This is a genomic window from Kitasatospora sp. NPDC058063, from assembly GCF_042885395.1.
GTDB lineage: Bacteria > Actinomycetota > Actinomycetes > Streptomycetales > Streptomycetaceae > Kitasatospora > Kitasatospora lactacystinica.
Genome location: NZ_JBHVSD010000015.1, coordinates 186,232 through 207,534 on the forward strand (window position 1 = coordinate 186,232; position 21,303 = coordinate 207,534).

General features: G+C 75.5%; 17 protein-coding genes, 2 tRNA genes and 1 pseudogene. 8 read left to right on the forward strand and 12 right to left on the reverse strand.

All coding sequences use genetic code 11. From position 1 onward, the window contains the following. Positions 1-61: 61 nt before the first annotated feature. Positions 62-1,645, forward strand: coding sequence for a Na+/H+ antiporter (locus tag ACFVUY_RS25700; RefSeq protein ID WP_387691825.1), 1,584 nt, complete (start codon positions 62-64; stop codon positions 1,643-1,645). Between the two features lie 196 nt (positions 1,646-1,841). Beyond that, positions 1,842-3,503, forward strand: coding sequence for a glucose-6-phosphate isomerase (pgi, locus tag ACFVUY_RS25705; protein ID WP_387733586.1), 1,662 nt, complete (start codon positions 1,842-1,844; stop codon positions 3,501-3,503). Between the two features lie 123 nt (positions 3,504-3,626). Here the strand turns inward: pgi and ACFVUY_RS25710 are convergent. The 3 genes from ACFVUY_RS25710 to ACFVUY_RS25720 all read right to left on the reverse strand — a co-directional run bounded on the left by ACFVUY_RS25710 (position 3,627) and on the right by ACFVUY_RS25720 (position 4,865). Further along, positions 3,627-3,700 (reverse strand) — tRNA-Lys (locus ACFVUY_RS25710). A 68-nt stretch (positions 3,701-3,768) separates the two neighbouring features. Further along, positions 3,769-4,305 carry a bifunctional DNA primase/polymerase gene (locus ACFVUY_RS25715; RefSeq protein WP_359909009.1) on the reverse strand — a complete coding sequence of 179 codons (537 nt, stop codon included), beginning with the start codon at positions 4,303-4,305 and terminating at the stop codon, positions 3,769-3,771. A 206-nt stretch (positions 4,306-4,511) separates the two neighbouring features. Next, positions 4,512-4,865 (reverse strand): hypothetical protein, encoded by a 354-nt coding sequence (locus tag ACFVUY_RS25720; RefSeq protein WP_380664254.1) that lies wholly within the window; start codon positions 4,863-4,865, stop codon positions 4,512-4,514. A gap of 236 nt (positions 4,866-5,101) precedes the next feature. Between ACFVUY_RS25720 and ACFVUY_RS25725 the strand changes: the two genes are divergently transcribed. Then, positions 5,102-5,446 carry a hypothetical protein gene (locus ACFVUY_RS25725; RefSeq protein WP_387733588.1) on the forward strand — a complete coding sequence of 115 codons (345 nt, stop codon included), beginning with the start codon at positions 5,102-5,104 and terminating at the stop codon, positions 5,444-5,446. A 9-nt stretch (positions 5,447-5,455) separates the two neighbouring features. Here the strand turns inward: ACFVUY_RS25725 and ACFVUY_RS25730 are convergent, their stop codons facing one another. From ACFVUY_RS25730 to ACFVUY_RS25740, 3 genes are all read right to left on the reverse strand, one after another. Then, complete coding sequence (locus ACFVUY_RS25730) at positions 5,456-6,808, reverse strand: AAA family ATPase (RefSeq protein ID WP_387691890.1); 1,353 nt, start codon at positions 6,806-6,808, stop codon at positions 5,456-5,458. 8 nt (positions 6,809-6,816) lie between these two features. Further along, complete coding sequence (locus tag ACFVUY_RS25735) at positions 6,817-8,424, reverse strand: hypothetical protein (RefSeq protein ID WP_387733591.1); 1,608 nt, start codon at positions 8,422-8,424, stop codon at positions 6,817-6,819. A 70-nt stretch (positions 8,425-8,494) separates the two neighbouring features. Further along, on the reverse strand, positions 8,495-9,739 hold the full coding sequence (locus tag ACFVUY_RS25740; protein ID WP_387733593.1) for a hypothetical protein: 1,245 nt from the start codon (positions 9,737-9,739) through the stop codon (positions 8,495-8,497). Between the two features lie 276 nt (positions 9,740-10,015). Between ACFVUY_RS25740 and ACFVUY_RS25745 the strand changes: the two genes are divergently transcribed. Further along, complete coding sequence (locus ACFVUY_RS25745; protein WP_387691835.1) at positions 10,016-10,672, forward strand: histidine phosphatase family protein; 657 nt, start codon at positions 10,016-10,018, stop codon at positions 10,670-10,672. Between the two features lie 46 nt (positions 10,673-10,718). On the opposite strand, the gene ACFVUY_RS25750 is transcribed toward ACFVUY_RS25745, so the two are convergent. After that, complete coding sequence (locus ACFVUY_RS25750; RefSeq protein ID WP_387733596.1) at positions 10,719-12,341, reverse strand: tetratricopeptide repeat protein; 1,623 nt, start codon at positions 12,339-12,341, stop codon at positions 10,719-10,721. 262 nt (positions 12,342-12,603) lie between these two features. On the opposite strand from ACFVUY_RS25750, the gene ACFVUY_RS25755 reads away from it, so the two are divergent. From ACFVUY_RS25755 to ACFVUY_RS25765, 3 genes are all read left to right on the forward strand, one after another. Next, positions 12,604-13,119, forward strand: coding sequence for a hypothetical protein (locus ACFVUY_RS25755; protein ID WP_387733599.1), 516 nt, complete (start codon positions 12,604-12,606; stop codon positions 13,117-13,119). A 105-nt stretch (positions 13,120-13,224) separates the two neighbouring features. Next, positions 13,225-14,130, forward strand: coding sequence for a spermidine synthase (locus ACFVUY_RS25760; protein WP_387733601.1), 906 nt, complete (start codon positions 13,225-13,227; stop codon positions 14,128-14,130). 130 nt (positions 14,131-14,260) lie between these two features. Continuing rightward, a complete protein-coding gene (locus tag ACFVUY_RS25765) occupies positions 14,261-14,719 on the forward strand; it encodes a GNAT family N-acetyltransferase (RefSeq protein ID WP_387733604.1) in 459 nt (152 codons plus the stop codon). A gap of 265 nt (positions 14,720-14,984) precedes the next feature. On the opposite strand, the gene ACFVUY_RS25770 is transcribed toward ACFVUY_RS25765, so the two are convergent. The 5 genes and pseudogenes from ACFVUY_RS25770 to ACFVUY_RS25790 form a co-directional block, all read right to left on the reverse strand. Then, positions 14,985-15,902 (reverse strand): hypothetical protein, encoded by a 918-nt coding sequence (locus ACFVUY_RS25770; protein ID WP_387733607.1) that lies wholly within the window; start codon positions 15,900-15,902, stop codon positions 14,985-14,987. 110 nt (positions 15,903-16,012) lie between these two features. Further along, positions 16,013-16,459 (reverse strand): DUF4442 domain-containing protein, encoded by a 447-nt coding sequence (locus ACFVUY_RS25775; RefSeq protein ID WP_359908975.1) that lies wholly within the window; start codon positions 16,457-16,459, stop codon positions 16,013-16,015. Between the two features lie 183 nt (positions 16,460-16,642). Then, positions 16,643-16,718, reverse strand: a tRNA-His gene (locus tag ACFVUY_RS25780). Positions 16,719-16,892: 174 nt separating this feature from the next. Continuing rightward, positions 16,893-17,495 (reverse strand): oligoribonuclease, encoded by a 603-nt coding sequence (gene orn / locus ACFVUY_RS25785; RefSeq protein ID WP_387691847.1) that lies wholly within the window; start codon positions 17,493-17,495, stop codon positions 16,893-16,895. A gap of 590 nt (positions 17,496-18,085) precedes the next feature. Then, a pseudogene (locus tag ACFVUY_RS25790) lies at positions 18,086-19,375 on the reverse strand (helix-turn-helix domain-containing protein); the annotation flags it as partial. A 1,010-nt stretch (positions 19,376-20,385) separates the two neighbouring features. Here ACFVUY_RS25790 and ACFVUY_RS25795 point away from each other — a divergent pair. Further along, on the forward strand, positions 20,386-21,192 hold the full coding sequence (locus tag ACFVUY_RS25795; RefSeq protein ID WP_387733610.1) for a GNAT family N-acetyltransferase: 807 nt from the start codon (positions 20,386-20,388) through the stop codon (positions 21,190-21,192). The last annotated feature ends 111 nt before the right edge of the window (positions 21,193-21,303 follow it).

Consider the following 21,303-nt stretch of genomic DNA (forward strand, 5'->3'; position numbering starts at 1 on the left):
GCGCATTGTCAGATTTATCCTGGACGGCGCTCAGCCGTCCGTCGTCGAGAGGAACCTCCCCGTGGGCCAGCTGCCCCTGTTCTTCCTGGTGCTGCTCGCCTCCGTGGTGACCATGCCGCTCGGTCGGAGGATCGGCGTGCCGCAACCGGTGCTGATGACCCTGCTCGGCATCGTCATGGCGCTGGTCCCGCAGATCCCGGACGTCACCATCGAGCCCGAGCTGATCCTTCCGCTGGTCCTGCCGCCGCTGATCTTCGCGGTGGCCCGGCGCTCCTCGGTGCGCTACTTCAAGGCCAACGCCCGCTCGATCCTGCTGCTGGCGGTCGCCCTGGTGGCGGTCACCACGGTCGCCGTGGCCGGCACCGTGCACTGGCTGCTGCCCACCCTGCCGCTGGCCGCCGCCATCGCGGTCGGCGCGCTGGTCTCCCCGCCCGACCCGGTCGCCGCCGTCGCGGTGGCCGGGAGCGTCGGGCTGCCCCGCCGCCTGGTGGCGATCCTGGAGAGCGAGGGGCTGTTCAACGACGTCACCGCGATCGTCATCTACTCGCTGTCCATCGAGGCCATGGTCAGCGGCGACTTCTCGGCCGGCGGCGCGGTGCTGCGCTTCGTGCTGTCCGCGGTGCTGGCCGTGGTGGTCGGCGTCGCGCTCGGCTGGGTCAACACCAGGCTCGCCGAGCGCCTGGACGACCCGACCCAGCAGGTCGCGCTCAACCTGCTGGTGCCCTTCGCCGCCTACACCCTGGCCGAGGAGATCCACGGCTCCGGCGTGCTCGCCGTCGTGGTCTGCGCGCTCTACCTCGCCGAGCGGGCCTCCGACGCGGACGCCGTCTCCTACCGGCTGGTCGGCAACGCCTTCTGGGAGGTGGTCGAGATCCTGATCACCGGCGTCGCCTTCGGCCTGATCGGCCTGGAGCTGGCCACCGTGCTCAAGGAGGCCGGCCGCGGCTGGACCGGATTCCTCGGCGACGCCGCCGTGGTCATCGCGGTGGTCGTCCTGGTCCGGCTGCTCTGGCTGCTGCCGGCCGGCTGGCTGTCGAAGAAGCTGCGCTCCGGCGACGACGAGGACACGCCGTTCAGCTGGAAGGAGAGCGTGATCCTCTGGTGGTCCGGCATGCGCGGGGTGGCCACCGTCGCCCTGGCGCTCGCCATCCCGCTCACCCTGCACTCCGGCGAGAACTTCCCCGAGCGCGGCCGGCTGGTCTTCATCGCCTTCAGCGTGGTGCTCTTCACCCTGCTGGTGCAGGGCCTCACCCTGCCCTGGCTGGCCAAGCGGTTCGAGCTGGACATCGACCAGGACAAGCACGAGCAGGCCGTGCGCCAGCTCTGGTGGCGGGCCGCCAAGGCCGGGCTCAGCCGGCTCGGCGAGCTGGAGGAGCAGGACCGGCTGCCCGCCGAGGTCGCCGACCGCCTGCGGGACCGTCAGCACGACCGGCTGGCCCGGCTCTGCCCGGAGAACTACGCCGAGGAGGAGGCCGCCGAGGCCAAGCTGCGGATGGCCCAGTGGCGCGCCGCCCGGGACGTCGAGCAGGAGATGATCGCCGCCTCCCGCCGCGAGATGCTCGCCGCCCGCAGTGAGCTCGGCGCCGATCCGGAGCTGGTCGACCAGGTGCTGCGCGGACTCGACCTGCGCTCCGAACGGAAATGACGGGGCGTCCGCTCCCCGCGGGCGCACCGTCCGCGCCCGCGGGGCGGAATGCGCACGACCGGCTCCGGGGTTGCATAGGCTGAACCCGGGCAGGCCGTCAACGGAGTCGGCGCACCACCAGTACCCGCACGACCTCGGCGAACCCTCACGCCTGGCCCTGCCGGTTTCTGCACCCAGATGAATCGAGGACCCACCGATGTCGGAGACCCGCGCCGACGCCCGCACCCCGCTGGACCGGACCCCGCAGTGGGCCGCCCTGGCCAAGCACCGGGCCGAGCTGGGCGACACCCACCTGCGTGAGCTGTTCGCCGCCGACCCCGAGCGCGGCCGCCGCCACACCCTCCGGGTCGGCGACCTGCACGTGGACTACGCCAAGCACCTGGTCACCGACGAGACGCTGGAGCTGCTGCGCGAGCTGGCCGCCGCCACCGGCGTCGCCGAGCTGCGGGACGCCATGTTCCGCGGCGAGAAGATCAACAACACCGAGCACCGCGCCGTCCTGCACACCGCGCTGCGCGCCCCGCGCGGCGCCGTGATCGAGGTCGACGGCGAGAACGTGGTGCCCGAGGTGCACGCCGTCCTCGACAAGATGGCCGCCTTCGCCGACCGGGTCCGCAGCGGCGAGTGGAAGGGCCACACCGGCAAGCCGATCCGCGCCGTCGTCAACATCGGCATCGGCGGCTCCGACCTCGGCCCGGCGATGGCCTACGAGGTGCTCCGCTCCTACGCCAAGCGCGACCTCGACGTCCGCTTCGTCTCCAACGTCGACGGCGCCGACCTGCACGAGGCGGTCCGCGACCTCGACCCGGCCGAGACGCTGTTCATCGTCGCCTCGAAGACCTTCACCACCATCGAGACCATCACCAACGCGGTCTCCGCCCGCAACTGGCTGCTCACCGGGCTGCGCGCCGACACCGACGCGGTGGCCAAGCACTTCGTCGCGCTGTCCACCAACGCCCGGGGCGTGCAGGACTTCGGCATCGACACCGCCAACATGTTCGAGTTCTGGGACTGGGTGGGCGGCCGCTACTCCTTCGACTCGGCGATCGGCCTGTCGCTGATGATCGCCATCGGCCCGGACGCCTTCCGCGAGATGCTGGACGGCTTCCACCTGGTCGACGAGCACTTCCGCACCGCCCCGCCCGAGCAGAACGTCCCGCTGCTGCTCGGCCTGCTCGGCGTCTGGTACGGCGCGTTCTTCGACGCCCAGGCGCACGCGGTGCTGCCCTACTCGCACTACCTGTCCAAGTTCACCGCCTACCTCCAGCAGCTGGACATGGAGTCCAACGGCAAGTCGGTGACCCGCGACGGCACCCCGGTGGACTGGCAGACCGGCCCGGTGGTCTGGGGCACCCCCGGCACCAACGGCCAGCACGCCTACTACCAGCTGCTGCACCAGGGCACCAAGGTCATCCCGGCCGACTTCATCGGCTTCGCCGAGCCGGTCGCCGACCTGCCCCCCGGCCTGGTCGCCCAGCACGACCTGCTGCTGGCCAATTTCTTCGCCCAGACCCAGGCGCTGGCCTTCGGCAAGACCCCGGAGGAGGTCGCGGCCGAGGGCGTGCCCGCCGAGCTCGTCCCGCACAAGACCTTCAAGGGCAACCACCCGACCACCACCATCCTGGCCGGCGAGCTGACCCCCTCGGTGCTCGGCCAGCTGGTCGCGCTCTACGAGCACAAGGTGTTCGTCCAGGGCGCGATCTGGAACATCGACTCCTTCGACCAGTGGGGCGTCGAGCTGGGCAAGGTGCTCGCCAAGCGGATCGAGCCGGTGCTGCTCACCGGCGAGGGCGCCGAGCAGCTGGACAGTTCCACCGCCGAGCTGGTCGCCCGCTACCGCGCGCTGCGCGGCCGCTGAGCCCGGGTCGGGCCGTCCGCTCCGGCGGGCGGCCCGGTCGCCCGGGGCCTTCGGGCCTTCGGATTTTCGGGCCGGAAACGCCGGAAGGCCCTTCGCTCTCGCGAAGGGCCTTCCGGCTGTCTGTGCGCCGCCAGGGACTCGAACCCCGGACCCGCTGATTAAGAGTCAGCTGCTCTAACCAACTGAGCTAGCGGCGCCTGCTGACAGAGAAGACTCTAGCAGCGCCGTGCGGCCGAGCCAAAATCGAATACCGGCCGCCCCGCGTTCACCCTCCGGTCACGACGGGCGCCCCGGCGGGAACCGGCTCCCGCGCCGCCCGCACGCAGGCCCAGAGCACCACCGCGGCGCCGGGCAGCCGGGGACTGCGCTGTTCGGGTGCGACGATCCACCGGCCGGCGCCCTGCCCGGGGGAGTCCGGGCTGTTCACCATCCGCTGCAGGGGCGGCACGGTCACGGCGTCGCCCCTGCCGTGGCACAGCAGCGGCGGCACGTCCCGGGCCCACTCCTCCCAGGCCAGCAGCCGGCGCAGCCGGGGCGCCGCGCCCGGCTGGACGAACAGCAGCATCCGCCCCCGGTGGACGGCCACCGGCCCGCAGCCCGGTCCGGAGGCCCACAGCTCGTCCAGCACCCGGCGGCCGAACAGCGCCGGCATGCTGATCACGTCGAAGGCGCGCCCGCAGGGCAGCACCGACGGCGCCCAGGGGCGGCTCTCCCACAGGGCGCGCATGCTGCGCGGGTACTCGCTGGCGGAGGCGAGCCAGGCCTCCCCGGCCGCGCCGACGTACTCCACCGACGGGTGCATCACCGACGGGTATGTCGCTGACGGGTACGTCACCGACTGCTGCGTCACCGACTGCTGTGTCCAGATCTCCACGGGGAGCAGCCTGCGCGGCGCCCGCCCGCGCCGGGACGGAAAGCACGGTTCGCCGGACAGCGCGGCGGGGGACGGCGTACCCTTCCCCGCCGCGCATATGCCAGCGGCCCGTGTCCGGCGGACGGGCGCGGGGCTCAGTCCTCGTGCCGGCGCGGCTGGAGCAGGGTGCGGCCGTACTCGATCATCTTGGCGGCGTAGTCCGGGGTCCAGTCCGCCCGCTGGGCGACCTCGGCGTCGGACAGTGCGTCGAACCGGCGCGGGTCGGCGAGCTGCGCGGCGGCGACCGCCTGGAAGTCCGTGGCCCGCTCGGCGGCGGCCCGGAAGGCCAGGGCCAGTTCCGTGGAGCGGCGCAGCAGCTCCGCCGGGTCCTCGATCGACTCCAGGTCGAAGAATCGTTCCGGCTCGGGTTCGGCGGACTGCGGCTCGAACAGCAGCTGCACCGGACGCAGGCGCCTGGTGGGCTCGGACGACTCTGGGGAGTCGGGCATGGACGGACACCTCCGGGTCTCGGGTGGGGTGGTAAGGAATCTGCTCCGGGCCGCGCCGCCCGGTCGTGGCCGCCGTCCATTGTCTCGCGGCGGTGGCCGGTAGCGGAACGGTGCGCACGCGAGCGCTATTCCCCGGCCCGCGCCGGGCGTGCGCCTCCCGCGCCGCGCTTCCGGATCGCATGCGAACCGGTTGTCCCGGTGTACCCGGTCGTCCGACCGAGCTGGAGGGAACCCCCATGCGTGTGAGAAGAGGCCTCACGGCCGTCGCCCTGTCCGTCCTGCCCCTGCCGGGCGCGCCGCTCGCCGTCGTCACCGTTGCAGCCGTCGCAGCCGTCGCCGCCCCGCCCGCCGCGGCCGCCGAGACGGCGCTGGTGGTCACCGGGGAGCCGAGCGGCGCGGACGGCGTCTCGACGGCGACCTGCCCGTCCGGCACCCACCTGACCGGCGGCGGCTACCGGCTCCAGCCGGAGGCGGACGGCCCGGTGCGCGCCACCGGCCCCACCGCCGACGGGCGCGGGTGGAGCGCACAGACGGAGCGGGGCCCGGTGGTGGCGTTCGCGGTCTGCGAGACCGAGGACTGACACCGGCGGCTACCTCAGGTGGACCCGGTGGCCGTTCAGGTGGTGCAGCACCTGGTGGTTGGCCTCCCAGCCGTCCGGAAAGGTCACCGGCACGCCCAACTGCACCGGCTCGGTCGCGGGGTGCTCGTCCAGCAGCTCGGCGATCCCGGCCCGGGCCACCACGATGCAGGCGTGCCGGTGCCGGGAGGCGAGCACGCAGAGCCGGCCGGTCTCCAAGTGGAAGGCGGTCGCGTCGGGGCGCCCGGAGAGCGGGTGCAGCACCACGGTGACGTCGTACTCGCGGCCCTGGAGGCGGTTGGCGGTGTCCACCGTGACGGCCGGACCGGCCGCGCCGTCCACCGGCACGCCCGCCTTGAGCAGCGCCGCGCGCACGGCCGCCGCCTGGTCCCGGTGGGCGGTGCCGACGGCTACCCGGTCCGCGGTGAGCGGGGTCTCGCCCTGCTCGGAGTGGGCGGTCAGCCCCCGCTCCAGCAGCCGGCGGACGGTGGCCGCGACGGCCGCCACGGCCTGCGGGTCGGTCCGTACGGTGTGCCGGGCGGGCAGCTCCAGCAGGGCCCAGCCGTGCTCGGCGGCCCGGTCGATCACCGCGTCCAGGGCCGAGCCGTCCGGGCGCACGGAGGCCGTCAGCCGGCGGTCGTCCGGGCCGGTGCCGGAACGGAACGGCGTGTACGGGTAGAAGGCCCGCGAGATCAGCGGCGCGGCGCTGGCGGGCAGCCGCCAGGAGACCGGCAGCCGGTGCGGCTCGATCTCCGGGTTGTGCGCCAGCATGGTGACCACCGCGCTGCCGGACGGGTCGTACGACAGCCCGGCCCACTGCTCGGTGCCGACCACGGTGAACGGGTCCAGCTGGCCCGGGTCGCCGACGAACAGCGCCCGCTCGAACAGCCGGGCCACCGCGAGCAGGGCGTCCGAGCGCATCTGGTACGCCTCGTCGACGATCGCGTGCCGCCACGGGGCCTCGGCCCGCACCCACTGCCACTTGGCCGAGGTGGAGATCACCACGTCGTGCTCGACCAGGTCGGCGACCTTGTCGGAGGGCGTCACGTTGGCGTGCTTCAGCACCTCCGGGCCGGGCCGGGAGTCCGCGGCGTGCAGCCGCCCGATCGTCAGCTCCGGCGCCTTCCCGGCCAGCCGGCCGACCAGGTCGTCCACCTGGCCGTTGGTCTGGGCGACGATCATCAGCCGCTCGCCGGCCTCGACCAGCTCGCGCGCGGCCCGCACCACGAGCGTCGACTTCCCGGCGCCGGGCGGGGAGTCCACCACCACGCCGCGCGGGGCGCCGGCCGGCGGCCGGACGGTGGCCGCCAGGATCCGGGCCACCGCGGCGTCGGCGGCCTCGCCCGGGGCCTGCTCGGGGGTCATCGGACGGCTCACTCCCACTCCTCGGAGACGGACGGGGCGGACGGGGCGGGTACGGGCGCGGCGCCGGGCGGGCCGCCGTGGGTCCAGGGGGTGTCGTCCGGCTCGGGCAGTGGCGCGGACTGGCGCACCGTCAGCTCGAACAGGGTGAAGGTGACCGACTCGCCGGGCTCGGGCAGGCTGCCCGGCTCCGGCTCCTTCCGGCGGCCCATGCCGGAGAGCACCCGCAGGGTGAGGGTGCCCCCGGCGGTGTCCACCGCGACGATCTCCGCCTTCTGCGCGGACGGGCCGTGCACGCGGTGCACCTCCCGGCCGAGGTCCGCGTGCGGACGGTCGGCGGTGCGCAGGGTGACCAGCGGGCGCGGCTTGGGGGAGCGGCCGGCGGTGTCCCAGTCCGGCACCACCTCCGTGACCACGCCGCTGAACGCCTCGCCGGCCAGCCGGTGCTCGGCCATCGCCAGCGGGTCGTCCAGCGCCTCCTGGACGTCGAGCCGGGCCTGTTCGCGCTCGCGCTGGGCGAGCTTGCGGGCCGCGGTGACGGCGTCGTCCTGCCGGGGCTGCGGCGGCTCGCCGGCCGCCAGCCGGTCCCGGTGGCCGGTGTAGGACCAGCGGTCGCCGGTCCAGCGCTCCTCCAGGTGACCGGCCGGCGGCAGGGTCCGCAGCAGGTCCAGGCCCTGCCAGACGTCCCGCCAGGTGGGCAGCAGGACGGTCGACAGCGCCTCCTCCAGCGCCGTCACCGCGGCCCGCACGGCCGCCCGGGCGCGTACGGCGGCGGCCTCGTCGCGCTGCTCGGTGCTGTGCTGCAGGGCGCCGACCGCGGCGTCGTAGCGGGTGATCGCCGGGGCGAGCACGAACTCGTCGAAGCGGGGGTCGGTCGTCGGCCCGGCCGGCGGGTGCAGCAGCTGCCCCCGGTCGTCCCGGGCGGACTCGGCCAGCTCGGCCGCCTGCGCGCCGGTCAGACCGGCCGGCGGGTGGTGCCAGGCGAGCCGGGCCGCCAGGTGCTGGTCCTCCAGGTGGCTCTGGCCGGTCGCCCAGTGCCGGGCCAGCAGGCCGGTCATCGGCAGCAGCAGCGAGGACCCGGGCACCTGGGCGCGGTCGGTGAGGTGGGTCAGCCAGCGGCCGAGCAGCGGCACCCGGACCGGCGCCGGGTACGGGCCCGGCTCCGCGTCCTCGGCGGTACGGCGGAAACGGGTCGAGCGGCCGATCAGGGCGAGGTGGTGCACGCCCGCGCCGTTCGGCACGATCAGCTGCGGGGCGTCCGCGCACAGCTCGCGGAACACCTGGGTCTTCTCGCCGCTCTCCGGGTCCTTCTCGGAGCCCTCGATCTGCTCGACGTCCTCGGCGAAGGACTCCAGGTAGGGCAGCAGGTCGGCGGCCAGCTCGGCCAGGAAGTCGAACCGCAGGGTGCGGTTGAGCGGCTGCGGCACCAGGTGCAGCCGCGGCGCGTCCCGGTCGGTGCCGAGCAGCACCGCGAGCGGCGCGCCGGACTCGCCGGCGGCGGTCAGCGGGACCAGCACCATCGGGCGGTCGGACAGGTGCCGGTGCCGGACGGTGGCCAGCGGCTCGGCCCGGCCGCTGCGGACGGCCTCCAGCCGGGCGAGGGTGGTGAGCAGACTCATGCGCCCGCCCCGCTTCGCCCGGCGGTGCTCCCGCGGCCCTCGGCCGGGGCCGCTCCCGCGTCGCGCCCGCTCATGCGACGGCCCCCGGGGCGCCGGCTCCGGCGGCCGTGGCTGCCGCGGCCGCCGCTCCCAGGGCCTCGGCGCGCAGTGCGGCCGCGTAGGCCAGGCGCTCGGCGGCGTCGTCCGCGCCGTCCAGGTCCTCGCTCTTGGTGCCGGCGGCGGCCAGCGCCCCGGACACTGTCCGGATGCTGCCCAGCTCGCCGCGCACGCCCCGGCCGAGCTGCTCGACCCGGTCGCCGCAGCGGGCCCGGGCACGGCAGTGGAAGCCGAGTTCGCAGGTGGAGAGGCAGTCCGGGCTGTACGCGGCGGGCACCGCCTCGACCGAGGCGGCCAGCTGCTCGGCGGTCCGGGCCGGCGCGCCGTCCTCGTCGGCGGCCAGGTCGAAGCCGGCGTCCGGCGGCAGCGCCTCCAGCAGCCGGCCGATGCCGGTCAGCCGGCTCAGCTGGCGCCGGGTGGTGGCCAGTTCGCGGCGGACGTCCACGGCCACCGCGGTCGGCCGGTTGCCGAAGTCCTTCGGGCAGACCAGCAGCACGCTGGTGCGCGGGCTGCCCGCGAGCCGCTGCTCGGTGTACGGGTCCTCGGCGAGCGGCTGCCCGGCCGCCGCGGCGGCGGCCTGCTGGAGCGCCAGCACGTACACGGCGGCCTGCCGGGCGGCGGCGCCGACCTTGGCCGGGTCCGCGCTGCCGTCCAGCACCGGGAAGGACTTGATCTCGACCACGGTGCACCGCCCGCCGTGCACCACCAGGGCGTCCGGCTCCAGGTAGGCGGTGCTGCCGGCCACCGCCAGGCGCAGCATCGGGTGGTCGAGCAGCGTCCAGGCCTCCGGGTCGGCGGCGGCCGCGGCCAGTGCCTCGGCCGTCCGGTCGGCGCGTACGGCCGGGCCGGAGCGGTGCAGCAGGTCCGGCACCCGGAGCGGGGCCCGGTCGTCCGCCGGGAGGCCCAGGTGGTGGCGCAGCGGCTCCAGCAGCGGGGCGTAGCCGTCCGCCTTCAGCCGGGACTCGAAGATCACGCCGCGGGCGATGGCGAAGGGGGACTGGCCGAAGGGGGCGGGGCGGCCGAGCCGGGCCGCCAGCGCGGACTTGTCCACCCCGGCCGCGTCGAGCACGGCGCGGCGGTGGCAGCCCGGATTGGCGGCGAGCGCGGCGAGGGAGCGGGCGTTCAGACTGCGTTGCGGGGCCGGTCCGCGCAGCTCCGCGAGCCGCTGGGCGAGCGGCTCAGCGGGCCCGCCCGGCGGGACGTTCGTCGAGACGTTCATGGTGCGGCCCAGTGTCGCATCCGGGTCCGACAACGCGGTACGGACCGGCCGTTGGACGACCGGGCGGCACAGCGGTCGACACGCCGGGCGGTACACCGGTCGGCACCCGGGGCGGCCGTGGTCGGACCCCCGGCGGACCGCGCCGGCCGGCGTGCGGCCGCGCCCGCCGCCACGGGCCCCGCGATCGTGGCCGCCGTCCGGGTGGGGGATCATGGAGCCCGGTGCTCAATGGTGAGACCGACCGTTGCCACCGCCCTGCTGTCGCTAGGAGCCCCCATGCCCGCCCGCATCGTGCTGGTCCGCCACGGCGAGACCGAGTGGTCCGCCACCGGCCGCCACACCGGCCGCACCGACATCCCGCTGACCGAGGAGGGCCGCGCGATGGCCCGGGCCCTCGGCGCCCGTCTCGCCAAGGCCCCCTGGAACGGGCTGCCGGACGCGCTCGTCCGCACCAGCCCGCTCGGCCGGGCGAAGGAGACCTGCGAGCTGGCCGGTTTCGGCGACCGGGCCGTGGAGCGCCCGGAGCTGATGGAGTGGGACTACGGCGCGTACGAGGGCCGCACCGGCGCGGACATCCGGGCCACCGACCACCCCGGCTGGCTGATCTGGCGCGACGGGGTGCCCGGCGGCGAGAAGCTCTCCGACGTGGCCGCCCGGGTGGACGCGTTCCTGGCCGGCCTCAACGAGGAGCACGGCGTCCCGGAGCCGGACACCACCGTGATGCACTGCGCCGACCGGGACGTGGTCCTGTTCGCGCACGGCCACCTGCTGCGCATCCTGGCCGCCCGCTGGCTGGGGCTGCCGCCCGAGTACGCCCAGCGGTTCAAGCTCGGTACGGCCGCGCTCTGCGTGCTGTCCTGGGAGTACGGCGCGCCGGCGGTGGAGATCTGGAACGACCTGTCCCACCTGGACGGCCTGACCGCCGGGCACTGAGCCCGGGCGAGGCCTGCCCGGGTCCTGCCCAGGTCCTGTACGGGTTCTACGCGGCCGCCGCCCGGTCGTAATCGGTCAGGAACCGGCGCACCTCGGGCACCGCGACGTGCCGGCGCAGCCGTCCCGCGGTGTCCGCGAGCATGCTCCGGATCCGGGCCGAACCGACGGCGTCGAACAGCGCGACGGCGGCCGATCCGTGGTGCGCCGCGCCCGCCAGGTCCCCGCGGCCGAGCCGGTCGTGGGCCAGCTCGGCGGTGTACAGCACCCGGTTGCGGAGGAAGTGCGGCTCCTGGAGCGTTATCGCCAGCACGGCCTGCTCGCTGGCGCGGTCCCAGTCGCCGAGCGCCGACCAGCACTGCGACTGGAGCCCGGCGATCTCGGCCTCGCCGAAGAAGGACATCCACTCCGGGTCCCGCTCACCGGGGCCCCGGTCGAACAGGGCGTACGCCCGGCCGAGGGCGCGCTCGCAGGAGGCGCGGTCCTGGAGCAGGGCCCACGCACCGGCCTCGCGCATGGTCAGCAGGGCGAGCAGCCGCTCGGAGTCCAGCTCCCGGGCGGCGACCTGCCCGGCCTGGGCGGCGCGCAGCGCCTCGCGCGGGCGGCCGGCGTCCCGGGCGAGGAAGGCGCTGTTGCAGAAGACGTGCGCCTCCAGGCCGGAGTCCCCGGCCATCCGGGCGGTGGCGAGCGCCTCGGAGTAGAACGAGCGGGCGTCCGCGAGACGGTTCGAGTCATGGGCCAACCAGCCGACGGAGATGGCGAGTTCACCCGCCCCGGCCTGGAGCCGGCGCTCCGTCTCGGCGCTGTACTCGCACTCGTTGAGCAACACGTAGGCGTTGCGCAGCGACCGCCCGGCGAGTTCGTACAGGGCGTCGGCGCCGTGCGCGTCGTCGGCCAGCCGGATCTCCCGGACGGCCTGTTCGACGCCGAACACCTCGGCGGCGCCGATCCGGCGCGACGGCGCCACCGGCCCGGGGCGGCCGGGCACCAGCGGTTCGCCGCCGAGCAGCGACGGTGCGGTGAACTCCGCACCGGGGAAGGCGCCTCGGCCGGTGAGCGCACCGGAGGCGCCGTCGGCACCGGCCTGCCGGCCGACGGCCGGTGCGGGTCGGTCGATGCCGATCACGGCGGCCAGCGCGGTGGTGCCGCCGGCCAGGAACGTACGGCGACGCACGTCGTCGTTCTCCTCGTCGAGATTGGGCGATCCATCGAGCCCCCGGGGCGCCGTCCCGGGACTCGGCCACGGGGGCCCGTCCGGAGCGGCTGGATCCGCGTACGGCGAGGCAGCGTACGGGAGTTGAGTGGAGATTGGTGAGCGCGGGGCGGGCGGGGGCGGGAACGTCGGGTGGAGCGGAGGCGGTTCGCTCCACCCGCCGGATCCGGCCACCGGGCGGCGGCGGACGGAGGTCCGGGGGGCGAAGCCGAGGTCGGTGAGCGTGCGGTCCGGCCACATGTGCCGGAACACCCGCTCGTAGGCGTAGTTGGGGCAGCGGATCTCACCGGATTCGACCCGTCCGACGTAGCGGGCGTCGCAGGATACGTGCTCGCCGATCTCGCGGGCGGCCCTGCGGACGGCCGTGGCGAACTCGCCGGGTGAACGGTCGCCGCGCAGCGCGCGCATCACGGGGTTGGGGGACGGTCGGTTCGGCTCGGCCGGTGGGGTGGCTGCCATGGCGCCGAGAGTACTCGGAGTCACCGAGCGGCCACATTCGGTTGGCGGGACATTCCGTGTCAATACGGGGCGAAAGGGGCGATGTTGCTGGGTATCCGCCATGAAATGCCATGCCTTGCTGTAATGCGCCCCGTGGCCTGCGGCGCGGGCCCCGCGTTGTGCTGGTACGCGGAAAAAGCCCATGCCGTCGCCCCGGCCCGTCCCAGCCCGGCGGCCCCGCCCAACGGCTGTGCTTCCGGACCGACGAGGTACAGGAGAGCCCATGATGGCCACCGGACTGCCGCAGTACCGACCCGTCCGCGGGGGAGTGCTCGCCGCCGCGGCTCCCGCCCTGCTCCCCGAACCCGCCGACGACCGGCACCCCGGCCGGGGACCGGTCGAGGGCGGCCGCACCCCCTGCGGCGGCCGCCGGCGCGAGCGTACGACTCCCGACGAGGGGACCTCCGTCACCGCCTGCGACACCGTGACCGTCGCCCTGCGGCACGGCCTGGAAGCCGTCGACATCCTGAGACTGCGCCGCGCCTGCGGAGCCGTCCTGCAGAGCCGCAACGGCAGCACCGTCTCCTTCCTCGTCCCGGCCGGCACCTGGGAGACCTGGCACCTGCCCGGCAGCTCCTGTACCGCGGGCGCGCTCGTGCCCGCCACCACCGACCCGCGCTGGGTTATCCCGCCCTCCGGCGCCGGCCGCACCGCACGCCCCACCGACGCCTGGGTGCTCCGCTCCGCCCTCTGCGAGGCCGCCTGCACGCTCACCGCAGGCGGCCTCGGCCCGTTCTAGCGGGCGTGCCGCGCGGATCCCGCCGGGCCCCCGAACCTCCGGCCGGGTCCCCGGGGCACGCCCCTGACCTGTGGGTGTTCCACCCCGACGGCGATAATGGCCGGTATGGGACGAAGCAGTAGAGCCGGGCGCGGCCCGGAACCGGCGGCCACCACCGGACCGGACGGACGCACCCACGCCCAGGGCCCGCTCAGCCGCCCCGTCGGCTCCGGCCTCGCCGAACTGCGCCCCGACCGCGACCGCCCCGCCGCCTGGTCGCTGCTGATCGACGGCGCCCCGCAGTCCCTGGTCGACCTCGCCGACCCCACCCACCTCGGCTTCGAGTACCAGCGCCGGCTCGGCCACCTGATCGACCTGGTCGCCCCGCCCGGCCGCCCGCTCACCGTCCTGCACCTCGGCGGCGGCGCCCTCACCCTGGCCCGCTACACCGCCGCGACCAGGCCGCGCTCCCGCCAGCAGGTCGCCGAGATCGACACCGCGCTCACCGAACTCGTCCGCGCCGAACTCCCCCTGGACCGCGGCTGGCAGATCAAGGTGCGCGGCGCGGACGCCCGCAGCGTGCTGGAGCGCACTCCCGAGGACAGCGTCGACCTGGTGATCACCGACGTCTTCTCCGGGGCCCGCACCCCCGCCCACTGCACCACCGTCGAGTTCACCACCCTCGCCGCCCGGGCCCTCGCCCCCGGCGGCTGGTACGCCGCCAACATCGCCGACGGCGGCGCCCTGCCCTTCGCCCGCTCCCAGGTCGCCACCCTCGGCGCGGTCTTCCCCGAGCTGTGCCTGATCGCCGACCCCGCCGTGCTGCGCGGCAAGCGCTTCGGCAACCTCGTCCTGGCCGCCGCCCACACCCCCCTCCCGGTCGCCGACCTCACCCGCCGCGCCGCCTCGGACTCCGCCCACGCCCGGGTCGAACACGGCCGCGCCCTCACCGACTTCGCGGCCGGAGCCGTTCCGGCGACGGACGCCACGGCGGCCCCGTCCCCGGAACCGCCGCCGGGGGTGTTCCGCTGACGGCCGCGCTCCGGCGCCGCCAGCGGTGAACCCCGGCAGCGCCGTGCCGCCCGCCGCAAATCCGTTGGCGGACGACCGGATCGCGGCCGACAATGGCGCTGCCGTCCGGCCACCGACCCGAGGGGGAGCCATGGAGATCAGACCGGCCCGGCCGGACGAGGCCGCGCTGCTCACCGGCATCGCCCTGCGGTCCAAGGCGTACTGGGGCTACGACGAGGTGTTCATGGCCGCCTGCCGGGCGGAGCTGACCGTGGACGCCGGCGTGATCGAGCGGTCGGCCACGGTGGTCGCCGAGCACGGCGGGCGGGTGCTGGGGTTCGTCTCGCTCTCCGGCGCCCCGCCGACCGGGTCGCTGGACCAGCTGTTCGTCGAGCCGGAGTCGATCGGCCGAGGCGTCGGCCGCGCGCTGTTCGAGCAGGCCCGGGGCCTGGCCGTGGAGCTCGGCCTGCGCCGGCTCACCATCGACTCCGACCCGAACGCCGAGCCGTTCTACCTCGCGATGGGGGCCACCCGGATCGGCAGCGTCCCGTCCGGCTCGATCCCGGGGCGCGAACTTCCGCTGCTGGTCCTGGACCTGGCCGCGCAATAGCCGGGCTGCCGCCGCCGCTGCCGCTACTGCCGCTGCCGCCTGCCGCTGTCCCGGCCCGCGCCCGGCGGCGGGAGACGCCTCGGCGGCCCCGGGACGCGCGCGGCCCGACGCCGCGTCTCGACCGACCCGGGATCGTTCGCTGCCGGAGAGGCACCGAGTCCCGGGCCTTCGGTCCTCGGCTGGGTGGTGCCCCGCCCGTGCCTCGCGACGCGCGTACCCCGGCGTCGGCCCGCCCGTTCTCCGGGTGGACGGCGGGAGTTCGAGTTCAGTGCCCGCGTGGCAGCCCGCGGTGCTTCCACATGGCCGCCCCGGTGAGCAGCAGCCCTGCGGCGATGGGGGCGAGGACGGCGGTCGCGGTGGCGGAGCCGTCATGGGAGGTGGTCGCCGTGGCGGTGTCGGCGATGGCCACCGTCGCGGGCGTCCGGCCGGGGCCGGCTCCGGCGGGGGCCGTGGAGTCCGCCGGCCGGTCGGGCTCGGCGGCGGGTCCTGCCTGGTCGACGGTCGTGGCCGTCGCCTCCTGGACCAGTGCTCCCTCCGAGGCCTGGCGCTGCCGGGGAACGGCGGGAAGGGTGCCGTCGGGTCGGCGGCGGGCGGCGGAGGACAGGCCGACGGGTCCGCCCTCGCGGGAGGCGCGGGGGTCGTCGGGCCGGGCCTGGGCGGGGAGGGTGTCGAGGAGGCCGGAGGCGAGTGCGAAGGCGTCGGGGACGGCCGCCCGTTGGCCGGGCAGGGGAAGGCCGCCGGCCCGGATGCGTTCCTGGAGGGTGCCGCCGACCGCGCCGACCGCCCCGGTGGTCCCGTCGGCCGGGCCGTTGCCGGCCGGTTCCCCGGCGGCCCCGGGGGAGCGGTCCGGCGGGCCGCCCGCCGAGGGTCTGCCCGTCGGGGGCCCGGACCCGACGGGACGTTCGGCTGACTGCCCGTCGAGGGCGGGTCCGTCGAGCACCGGCCGGTCGAGTGCCGGGGCGCCGGTCAGCGCGCGCCGGACGGCGGGCCGGGCCGGGTCCGGCGGTGGGTCGGCGGCGGCCGCGTACGCCCCGGGGGCGCCGACCCCCCAGAGCTGCGTGAGCAGGGCTCCCGCGGCGGCGACGACCCGGGGGCGGGGCAGCCACCGGGCGATCCCGCGGCGGGCACCGGCGCCGCCGCGAGGGGCGGGTTCCTGGGGCTTGGTCGCGTGATTGGCTCGCACGTGAATCGAGAACGAGCGGCCGGGTGGTGAGGTCACGCCCGCCGTCACGGACGGTCATCGCGCGGGTGGCCCCGGGGCCGGCGCTCCCGGGGCCAACGACCGCGTGGTGGTCAGGAGTTGGGGCGCAGGGTCCAGGTGACCGTCATCACGCCGGTGACGGCACCGTCGGCGCGGGTGATCTCGACGGTGACCGGGAACTCGGGGCGGCCGCCGGCGTCCAGCTCGGCGACGATCTCGGCGGCCGGGCGGCCGAGCACGGCGGTGGCGGTGACGTCGCCCATGGCGAGCTTCTTGTACGCGATCTCGGCGTTCACGGCGAGCGGCACGGCCCGGGACAGCTGGTCGCCGAAGGCGGCGAGCACGATGCAGCCACTGGCGGACTCGGCCAGCGTGAACATCGCGCCGGCGTGCGGGCCGCCGACGTGGTTGTGGTACGCGGGCTGGTCCGGCAGTCGGAGCACGGCCCGCTCCGGGGTGGTCTCCAGGTAGTCCAGGTTGAGGGTGTGCGCCATCGGCACGGTGTCGTCGAGCAGCTTGCCGATCGTGGGTGTGGTCATGGCGACGATGTTACTAGCCGGTAGCTTCCGGCGGCAGGGGGTCGGCCGGAAAGTCGACCCGGCGGGTGCGTGTGAGGGAGCGCACATCCGGGCGGGGGGCGTGCAACTGAGGCCGTGCACAGCTGAGGGAACGCGAAAACGCCCGAGGGGCCGATCTCTTGAAGAGATCGGCCCCTCGGGCTCTGGGGTGAGTGACGGGACTCGAACCCGCGGCCACCTGGACCACAACCAGGTGCTCTACCAACTGAGCTACACCCACCATCTGTCCGGTCCGTTCCCGCTCTCGCGTTCCCGTTCCGACAGGAAGAACTCTACAGGATCCGAGAGGGTGCTCGCGCCAGGGTTTCGATCCGGCTGACAGGCACCTTCTCCGACCCTCCGGCGGGGTTCCGCCGGGCCGTTCCAGGAAGTGGACCGGCCGGCGGCCCCGGGTTCAGCTCGCCGGGGACCGGTACTTCCCGGCGATCGCCCGCGCCGTGTCGGCGTCCGGGCCGGGCTGCGGGACGAACACCGCCTCGCGGTAGTACCGCAGTTCGTCGATGCTCTCCCGGATGTCGGCGAGCGCCCGGTGGTTGCCGCCCTTCTGCGGGCTGTTGTAGTACGCCTTCGGGTACCAGCGGCGGGCCAGCTCCTTGATCGAGGAGACGTCCACGATCCGGTAGTGCAGGTGCTTCTCCAGGGCCGGCATGTCCCGGGCCAGGAAGCCGCGGTCGGTGGCCACCGAGTTGCCGCAGAGCGGGGTCTTCCCCGCCTCCGGCACGTGCTCGCGCACGTAGGCGAGCACCCGCTCCTCGGCCTCGGCCAGGGTCACGCCCTCCTCCAGCTCCTCCAGCAGCCCGGAGGCGGTGTGCATCTCGCGCACCACCTCGGGCATGTTCGCCAGCGCCTCCGCCGGCGGCCGGATGATGACGTCCACGCCCTCGCCGAGGATGTTCAGCTCGGAGTCCGTCACCAGCACCGCGACCTCGACCAGGGCGTCCCGGTCGAGGTCGAGGCCGGTCATTTCACAGTCGATCCATACCAAACGGTCATTCACACAACTCACCCTACGGCGCGATCACGCGCCGCGGGGACCGGTGGAGCCGAGCGGGGTGCCTCGGCCTGGTGCTCCTCCGGCCCGTCGTGCGTGCCGGGGCCGTCCGGGTGCTCGCCCTCCCGGCCGGCCCGGACCGCATGGCCGTCCCGTCCGGCCCGGACCTCGCGCGCCGCCCGGGCGCCCTCGGCCGAGGGCCGGCCGGTCGCCTGGCCGCGGACCTGCGGAGCCCGGGCCTGGCGACCGCGGAGCTCACCCGGCCCGGAGCCCGGCTGCCCGGCCGGGGCCGGCATCCGTCCCGCGGACGCGCCGTGACCGCGCCCGGCCGCACCCGGCTCGTCCGCGGGCCGCTCGGCCGCGCTCCGGTGCCCCTGGCCCTGACCTCGGACCCCCGGCTGCGGGAGACCGTCCTCCGCCGCCGCGTGCTCCGCGGTGCGCGGCGGACGTCCGGTCCCCGTCCCCGGTCCGGCCTGCGGCGGAACCACCGGCGGCCGCAGCGGACCGCGCCCCGCCGCACCCTGCTGCCCGGGGTGCGACTGCTGGGCGGCCTGCTGGTGCGGGTACGGCTGACCGGCCCGGACGTGGAAGGGCTGGCCGGTCGGCGTCCCGACCTGGCCCGGACCGAACCCGCCGGGCTGGCCGTGCGCACCCGGCTGCCCGTGACCGACCTGCTGCCCCTGCTGGCCGTGCGGCACCGGTTGCCCGTGCTGCCCGACCGCGAGCGGCGCCCCCGGACCGGCCGGGAACGGCTGCGCCGACGGCACACCGTGCGCCCCGCCGAACAGCGGCCCGCCCGCCGGCGCGACCGCGCCCGCCGGGTGCGGCAGCGCTCCCGGCAGCCGCAGGTCGCCGAGCGCACCGGCCGGCGCGCTCGGCTGCTGACCGGGACGGCGGGCCCGGTAGCTGGTCCGGTACGCGGCCGGGGAGACCCCGAGCTGGCGCCGGAAGTGCCCGCGCAGCGCCACCGGCGAACGGAACCCGCACCGGCGCGCGACGTCGTCCACCGACAGCTCCGAGGTCTCCAGCAGCCGCTGTGCCTGGAGCACCCGCTGGGTGATCAGCCACTGCAACGGCGCGCTGCCGGTGAGCGTGCGGAACCGCCGGTCGAAGGTGCGCCGGCTCATGTACGCGCGAGCCGCCAGCACCTCGACGTCGAACTGCTGGTTGAGGTTCTCCAGCGCCCACGTGACCACCTCGGCCAGCGGGTCGTTGCCGATCTCTTCCGGTAAAGACTGATCGATGTACTGGGCCTGTCCTCCGCCGCCGCGGCGGCTCGGCACCACCAGGCGGCGGGCCAGCGCGTTGGCCGCCTCGGCGCCGTGGTCGCTGCGCACCACGTGCAGGCACAGGTCGATTCCGGCGGCGGTGCCGGCGGAGGTCAGCACGTCGCCGTCGTCGACGAACAGCTCGCGCGGGTCGACGTGGACCCGCGGGTAGCGCTTGGCCAGCGTCGGCGCGTACATCCAGTGGGTGGTCGCCGGGCGGCCGTCGAGCAGACCGGCGGCGGCCAGCACGAAGGCGCCGGTGCAGAGCCCGATGATCCGGGCGCCCTCGTGGTGGGCCTTGCGCAGGGCGGTGATCGCCTCGACCGGCGGCGGCTGGGAGATCGAGCGCCAGGCCGGAACGACGATCGTGCCGGCCCGGGCGAGCGCCTCCAGGCCGTACGGGGCGGAGAGGGTCAGGCCGCCGGTGGTGGCGAGCGGACCCTCCTCGCCGGCGCAGACCAGCAGGCGGTAGCGGGGCACCCCGGCGTCCTGACGGTCCACGCCGAAGACGGAGAGCGGGATGGAGCTCTCGAAGATCGGGGCGCCGCCGAAGATCAGCACGGCGACGGTCTCCCGGCGGCGCCGGCCGGACAGCTTGCGCGGGGCGGAGGACGCCATCGGGGTCGGGGAGCCGTTCGCGCCGGGCCCGCCGTGGCCCAGCGGGCCGTGGCCGGAGCCGAGGGCGAGGCCGCCGAGCGGACCGCCGCCCGGGCCGGCGGCGGGGGCGCCGTTCAGGCCCGGGGTGCCGCCGCCGTAGCCGGGGTGGCCGGAATGACCGGCGTGGCCGGCGTGGCCGGGATGGCCTCCGTAGTGGCCGGGATGGGCGAGGTGTCCGGGGTGGCCGGAATAGCCCGGGTGTTCGCCGCCGTAGGACTGGCCGGGACTGACGGGTCCTCGGCTGACGGGCTGTCCGCCGAACGACGACTGTCCGCCGAAGGCGGGCTGGCCGCCGTAGGGGGACTGGCTCCCGTAGGGCGTCGCCACGCCGTGGTCCGCGGCGGTCGGCGTCGCACCGGGACCGCCGCCGGCGCCCGCCCCGGGGGAGGGCACCGTGGAGTACGAGGAGTGCGAAGCGGCGCCCTGGGGGCCGGAGGTTCGGGTGGTGGCGATCGCGGTGGTGCCAGTGCCTCTCGCGGACCGACCCGCGCCGCCGGCCGCCGCCTGGCCGCTGTCAGGACCCGCGTCGCTCCTGCTCACCCTGCTCAAGGCGCTCAAGCCCCCTCGGTGGTGTGGTGTGGGTGGTGCGGCACTGCTGGCCAAGATCGAAATCTATCGGGTGGACCATTGCCGTTGTGACAAGTTCACCATCCGACGCTATGTCGACATGGCAATTTGGCGTGATGCATTCGATCACGAAGCGTGGCACCCGTCGACCTTTCTGGGAAGAGGGCCGGGGCAACGGTGGCTGGTTGTCGCGGGACGGTTCCTGGGGCGTCCGGCTCCGGTGCGCCCGGCCGGCTGGTCTGGGCTGCGGATTTGCCCAAGCGGGAGGGATCGGCGCGAAATTGACCGAAAATCGGCGGTGCACGAGGGGGCGCACGGGGAGAAGTCGTGCGCCTCCCAGGCTTCATCCGGCCAAGCCCAGAACGGGGGAACCGGGAACCGGACCGCCGGGTTACGGTCCTGCCGTGAACACCAGCAGCCGGCTCGAACGGGCCAACGACAATGCCGCCGCCTTCTGGCTCGCCCAAGCCCGGGTCCACGGCTGGCAGTCCCGCACCCGCCCGGGGCTGACCGCGGTCCGGTGCGCCCGGACCCCGGACGACGCGCACCGCGTCGTGGTGACCCGCCCCTACGACGAACCAGCGCCCTTGGCGCAGGAGTTGGCGGACCTGATGGCCGAGTGGTCGACCATACGCTGCACCGTGGAGGACCCGTACGACGGGCTCGACCTCACGGGCCTCGGGGCCACCCGGATGCCGATCATGCCGGTGATGGTCCGGGACCCGGGACCGGTAGAAGGTACGACCGCCGTCCTGCCCGCGGTCTCGGAGGCGCGCGGAGGCGGGGTCCTGACGGTGGATGAGGCGCGGGACGGCGACAGCTTCGCCATGGTCGAGCGGGCCATCGTGGAAGGCTTCCCGCTGCCCGCCCGACAGCCCTGGGTCCGGGGCGGAGCCCTCCCGGAGCAACTGCTGGACGTACCCGGCTGGCGGGGCTGGCTCGGCCGCGTCGACGGCGCGGTGGCGGGCACCTGCCTCACCTATGACGACGGCCGGGCCACCGGCGTGTACTGGGTCGCCACCCTGCCCGACCGGCGCGGCCGGGGCGTGGCCGGCGCCGTCCTCCGGACCGCGCTGGCCCACGCACACCCGGACCGCCCGGCCACCCTGGTCGCCACCTCGCTCGGCGAACCGCTCTACCGCAAGCTCGGCTTCGTCGAGCAGGCCCGCACCTGCTGGTGGACCCGCACGTCGGCGGCGCCGGTGGAGTAACCGGAGCGGGGCGGGGCGGTGGCTGCCGGGTGCGGGTGCCGGGCGGCGGGCAGGGGGGCGGTGGGTGGCGGGCAGGGGCGCGGTGACGCCGGCGCGCGGCGGTGCTGGGGT

Coding starts and splice junctions, on each gene's coding strand:
- pgi (WP_387733586.1), top strand. CDS start 1,842: ATGTCGGAGACCCGCGCCGACGCCCGCACCCCGCTGGACCGGACCCCG.
- ACFVUY_RS25730 (WP_387691890.1), bottom strand. CDS start 6,808: ATGACCCCCGAGCAGGCCCCGGGCGAGGCCGCCGACGCCGCGGTGGCC.
- ACFVUY_RS25720 (WP_380664254.1), bottom strand. CDS start 4,865: ATGCCCGACTCCCCAGAGTCGTCCGAGCCCACCAGGCGCCTGCGTCCG.
- ACFVUY_RS25725 (WP_387733588.1), top strand. CDS start 5,102: ATGCGTGTGAGAAGAGGCCTCACGGCCGTCGCCCTGTCCGTCCTGCCC.
- ACFVUY_RS25740 (WP_387733593.1), bottom strand. CDS start 9,739: ATGAACGTCTCGACGAACGTCCCGCCGGGCGGGCCCGCTGAGCCGCTC.
- ACFVUY_RS25735 (WP_387733591.1), bottom strand. CDS start 8,424: ATGAGTCTGCTCACCACCCTCGCCCGGCTGGAGGCCGTCCGCAGCGGC.
- ACFVUY_RS25775 (WP_359908975.1), bottom strand. CDS start 16,459: ATGACCACACCCACGATCGGCAAGCTGCTCGACGACACCGTGCCGATG.
- ACFVUY_RS25765 (WP_387733604.1), top strand. CDS start 14,261: ATGGAGATCAGACCGGCCCGGCCGGACGAGGCCGCGCTGCTCACCGGC.
- ACFVUY_RS25745 (WP_387691835.1), top strand. CDS start 10,016: ATGCCCGCCCGCATCGTGCTGGTCCGCCACGGCGAGACCGAGTGGTCC.
- ACFVUY_RS25750 (WP_387733596.1), bottom strand. CDS start 12,341: ATGGCAGCCACCCCACCGGCCGAGCCGAACCGACCGTCCCCCAACCCC.
- ACFVUY_RS25760 (WP_387733601.1), top strand. CDS start 13,225: ATGGGACGAAGCAGTAGAGCCGGGCGCGGCCCGGAACCGGCGGCCACC.
- ACFVUY_RS25715 (WP_359909009.1), bottom strand. CDS start 4,305: ATGCACCCGTCGGTGGAGTACGTCGGCGCGGCCGGGGAGGCCTGGCTC.
- ACFVUY_RS25755 (WP_387733599.1), top strand. CDS start 12,604: ATGATGGCCACCGGACTGCCGCAGTACCGACCCGTCCGCGGGGGAGTG.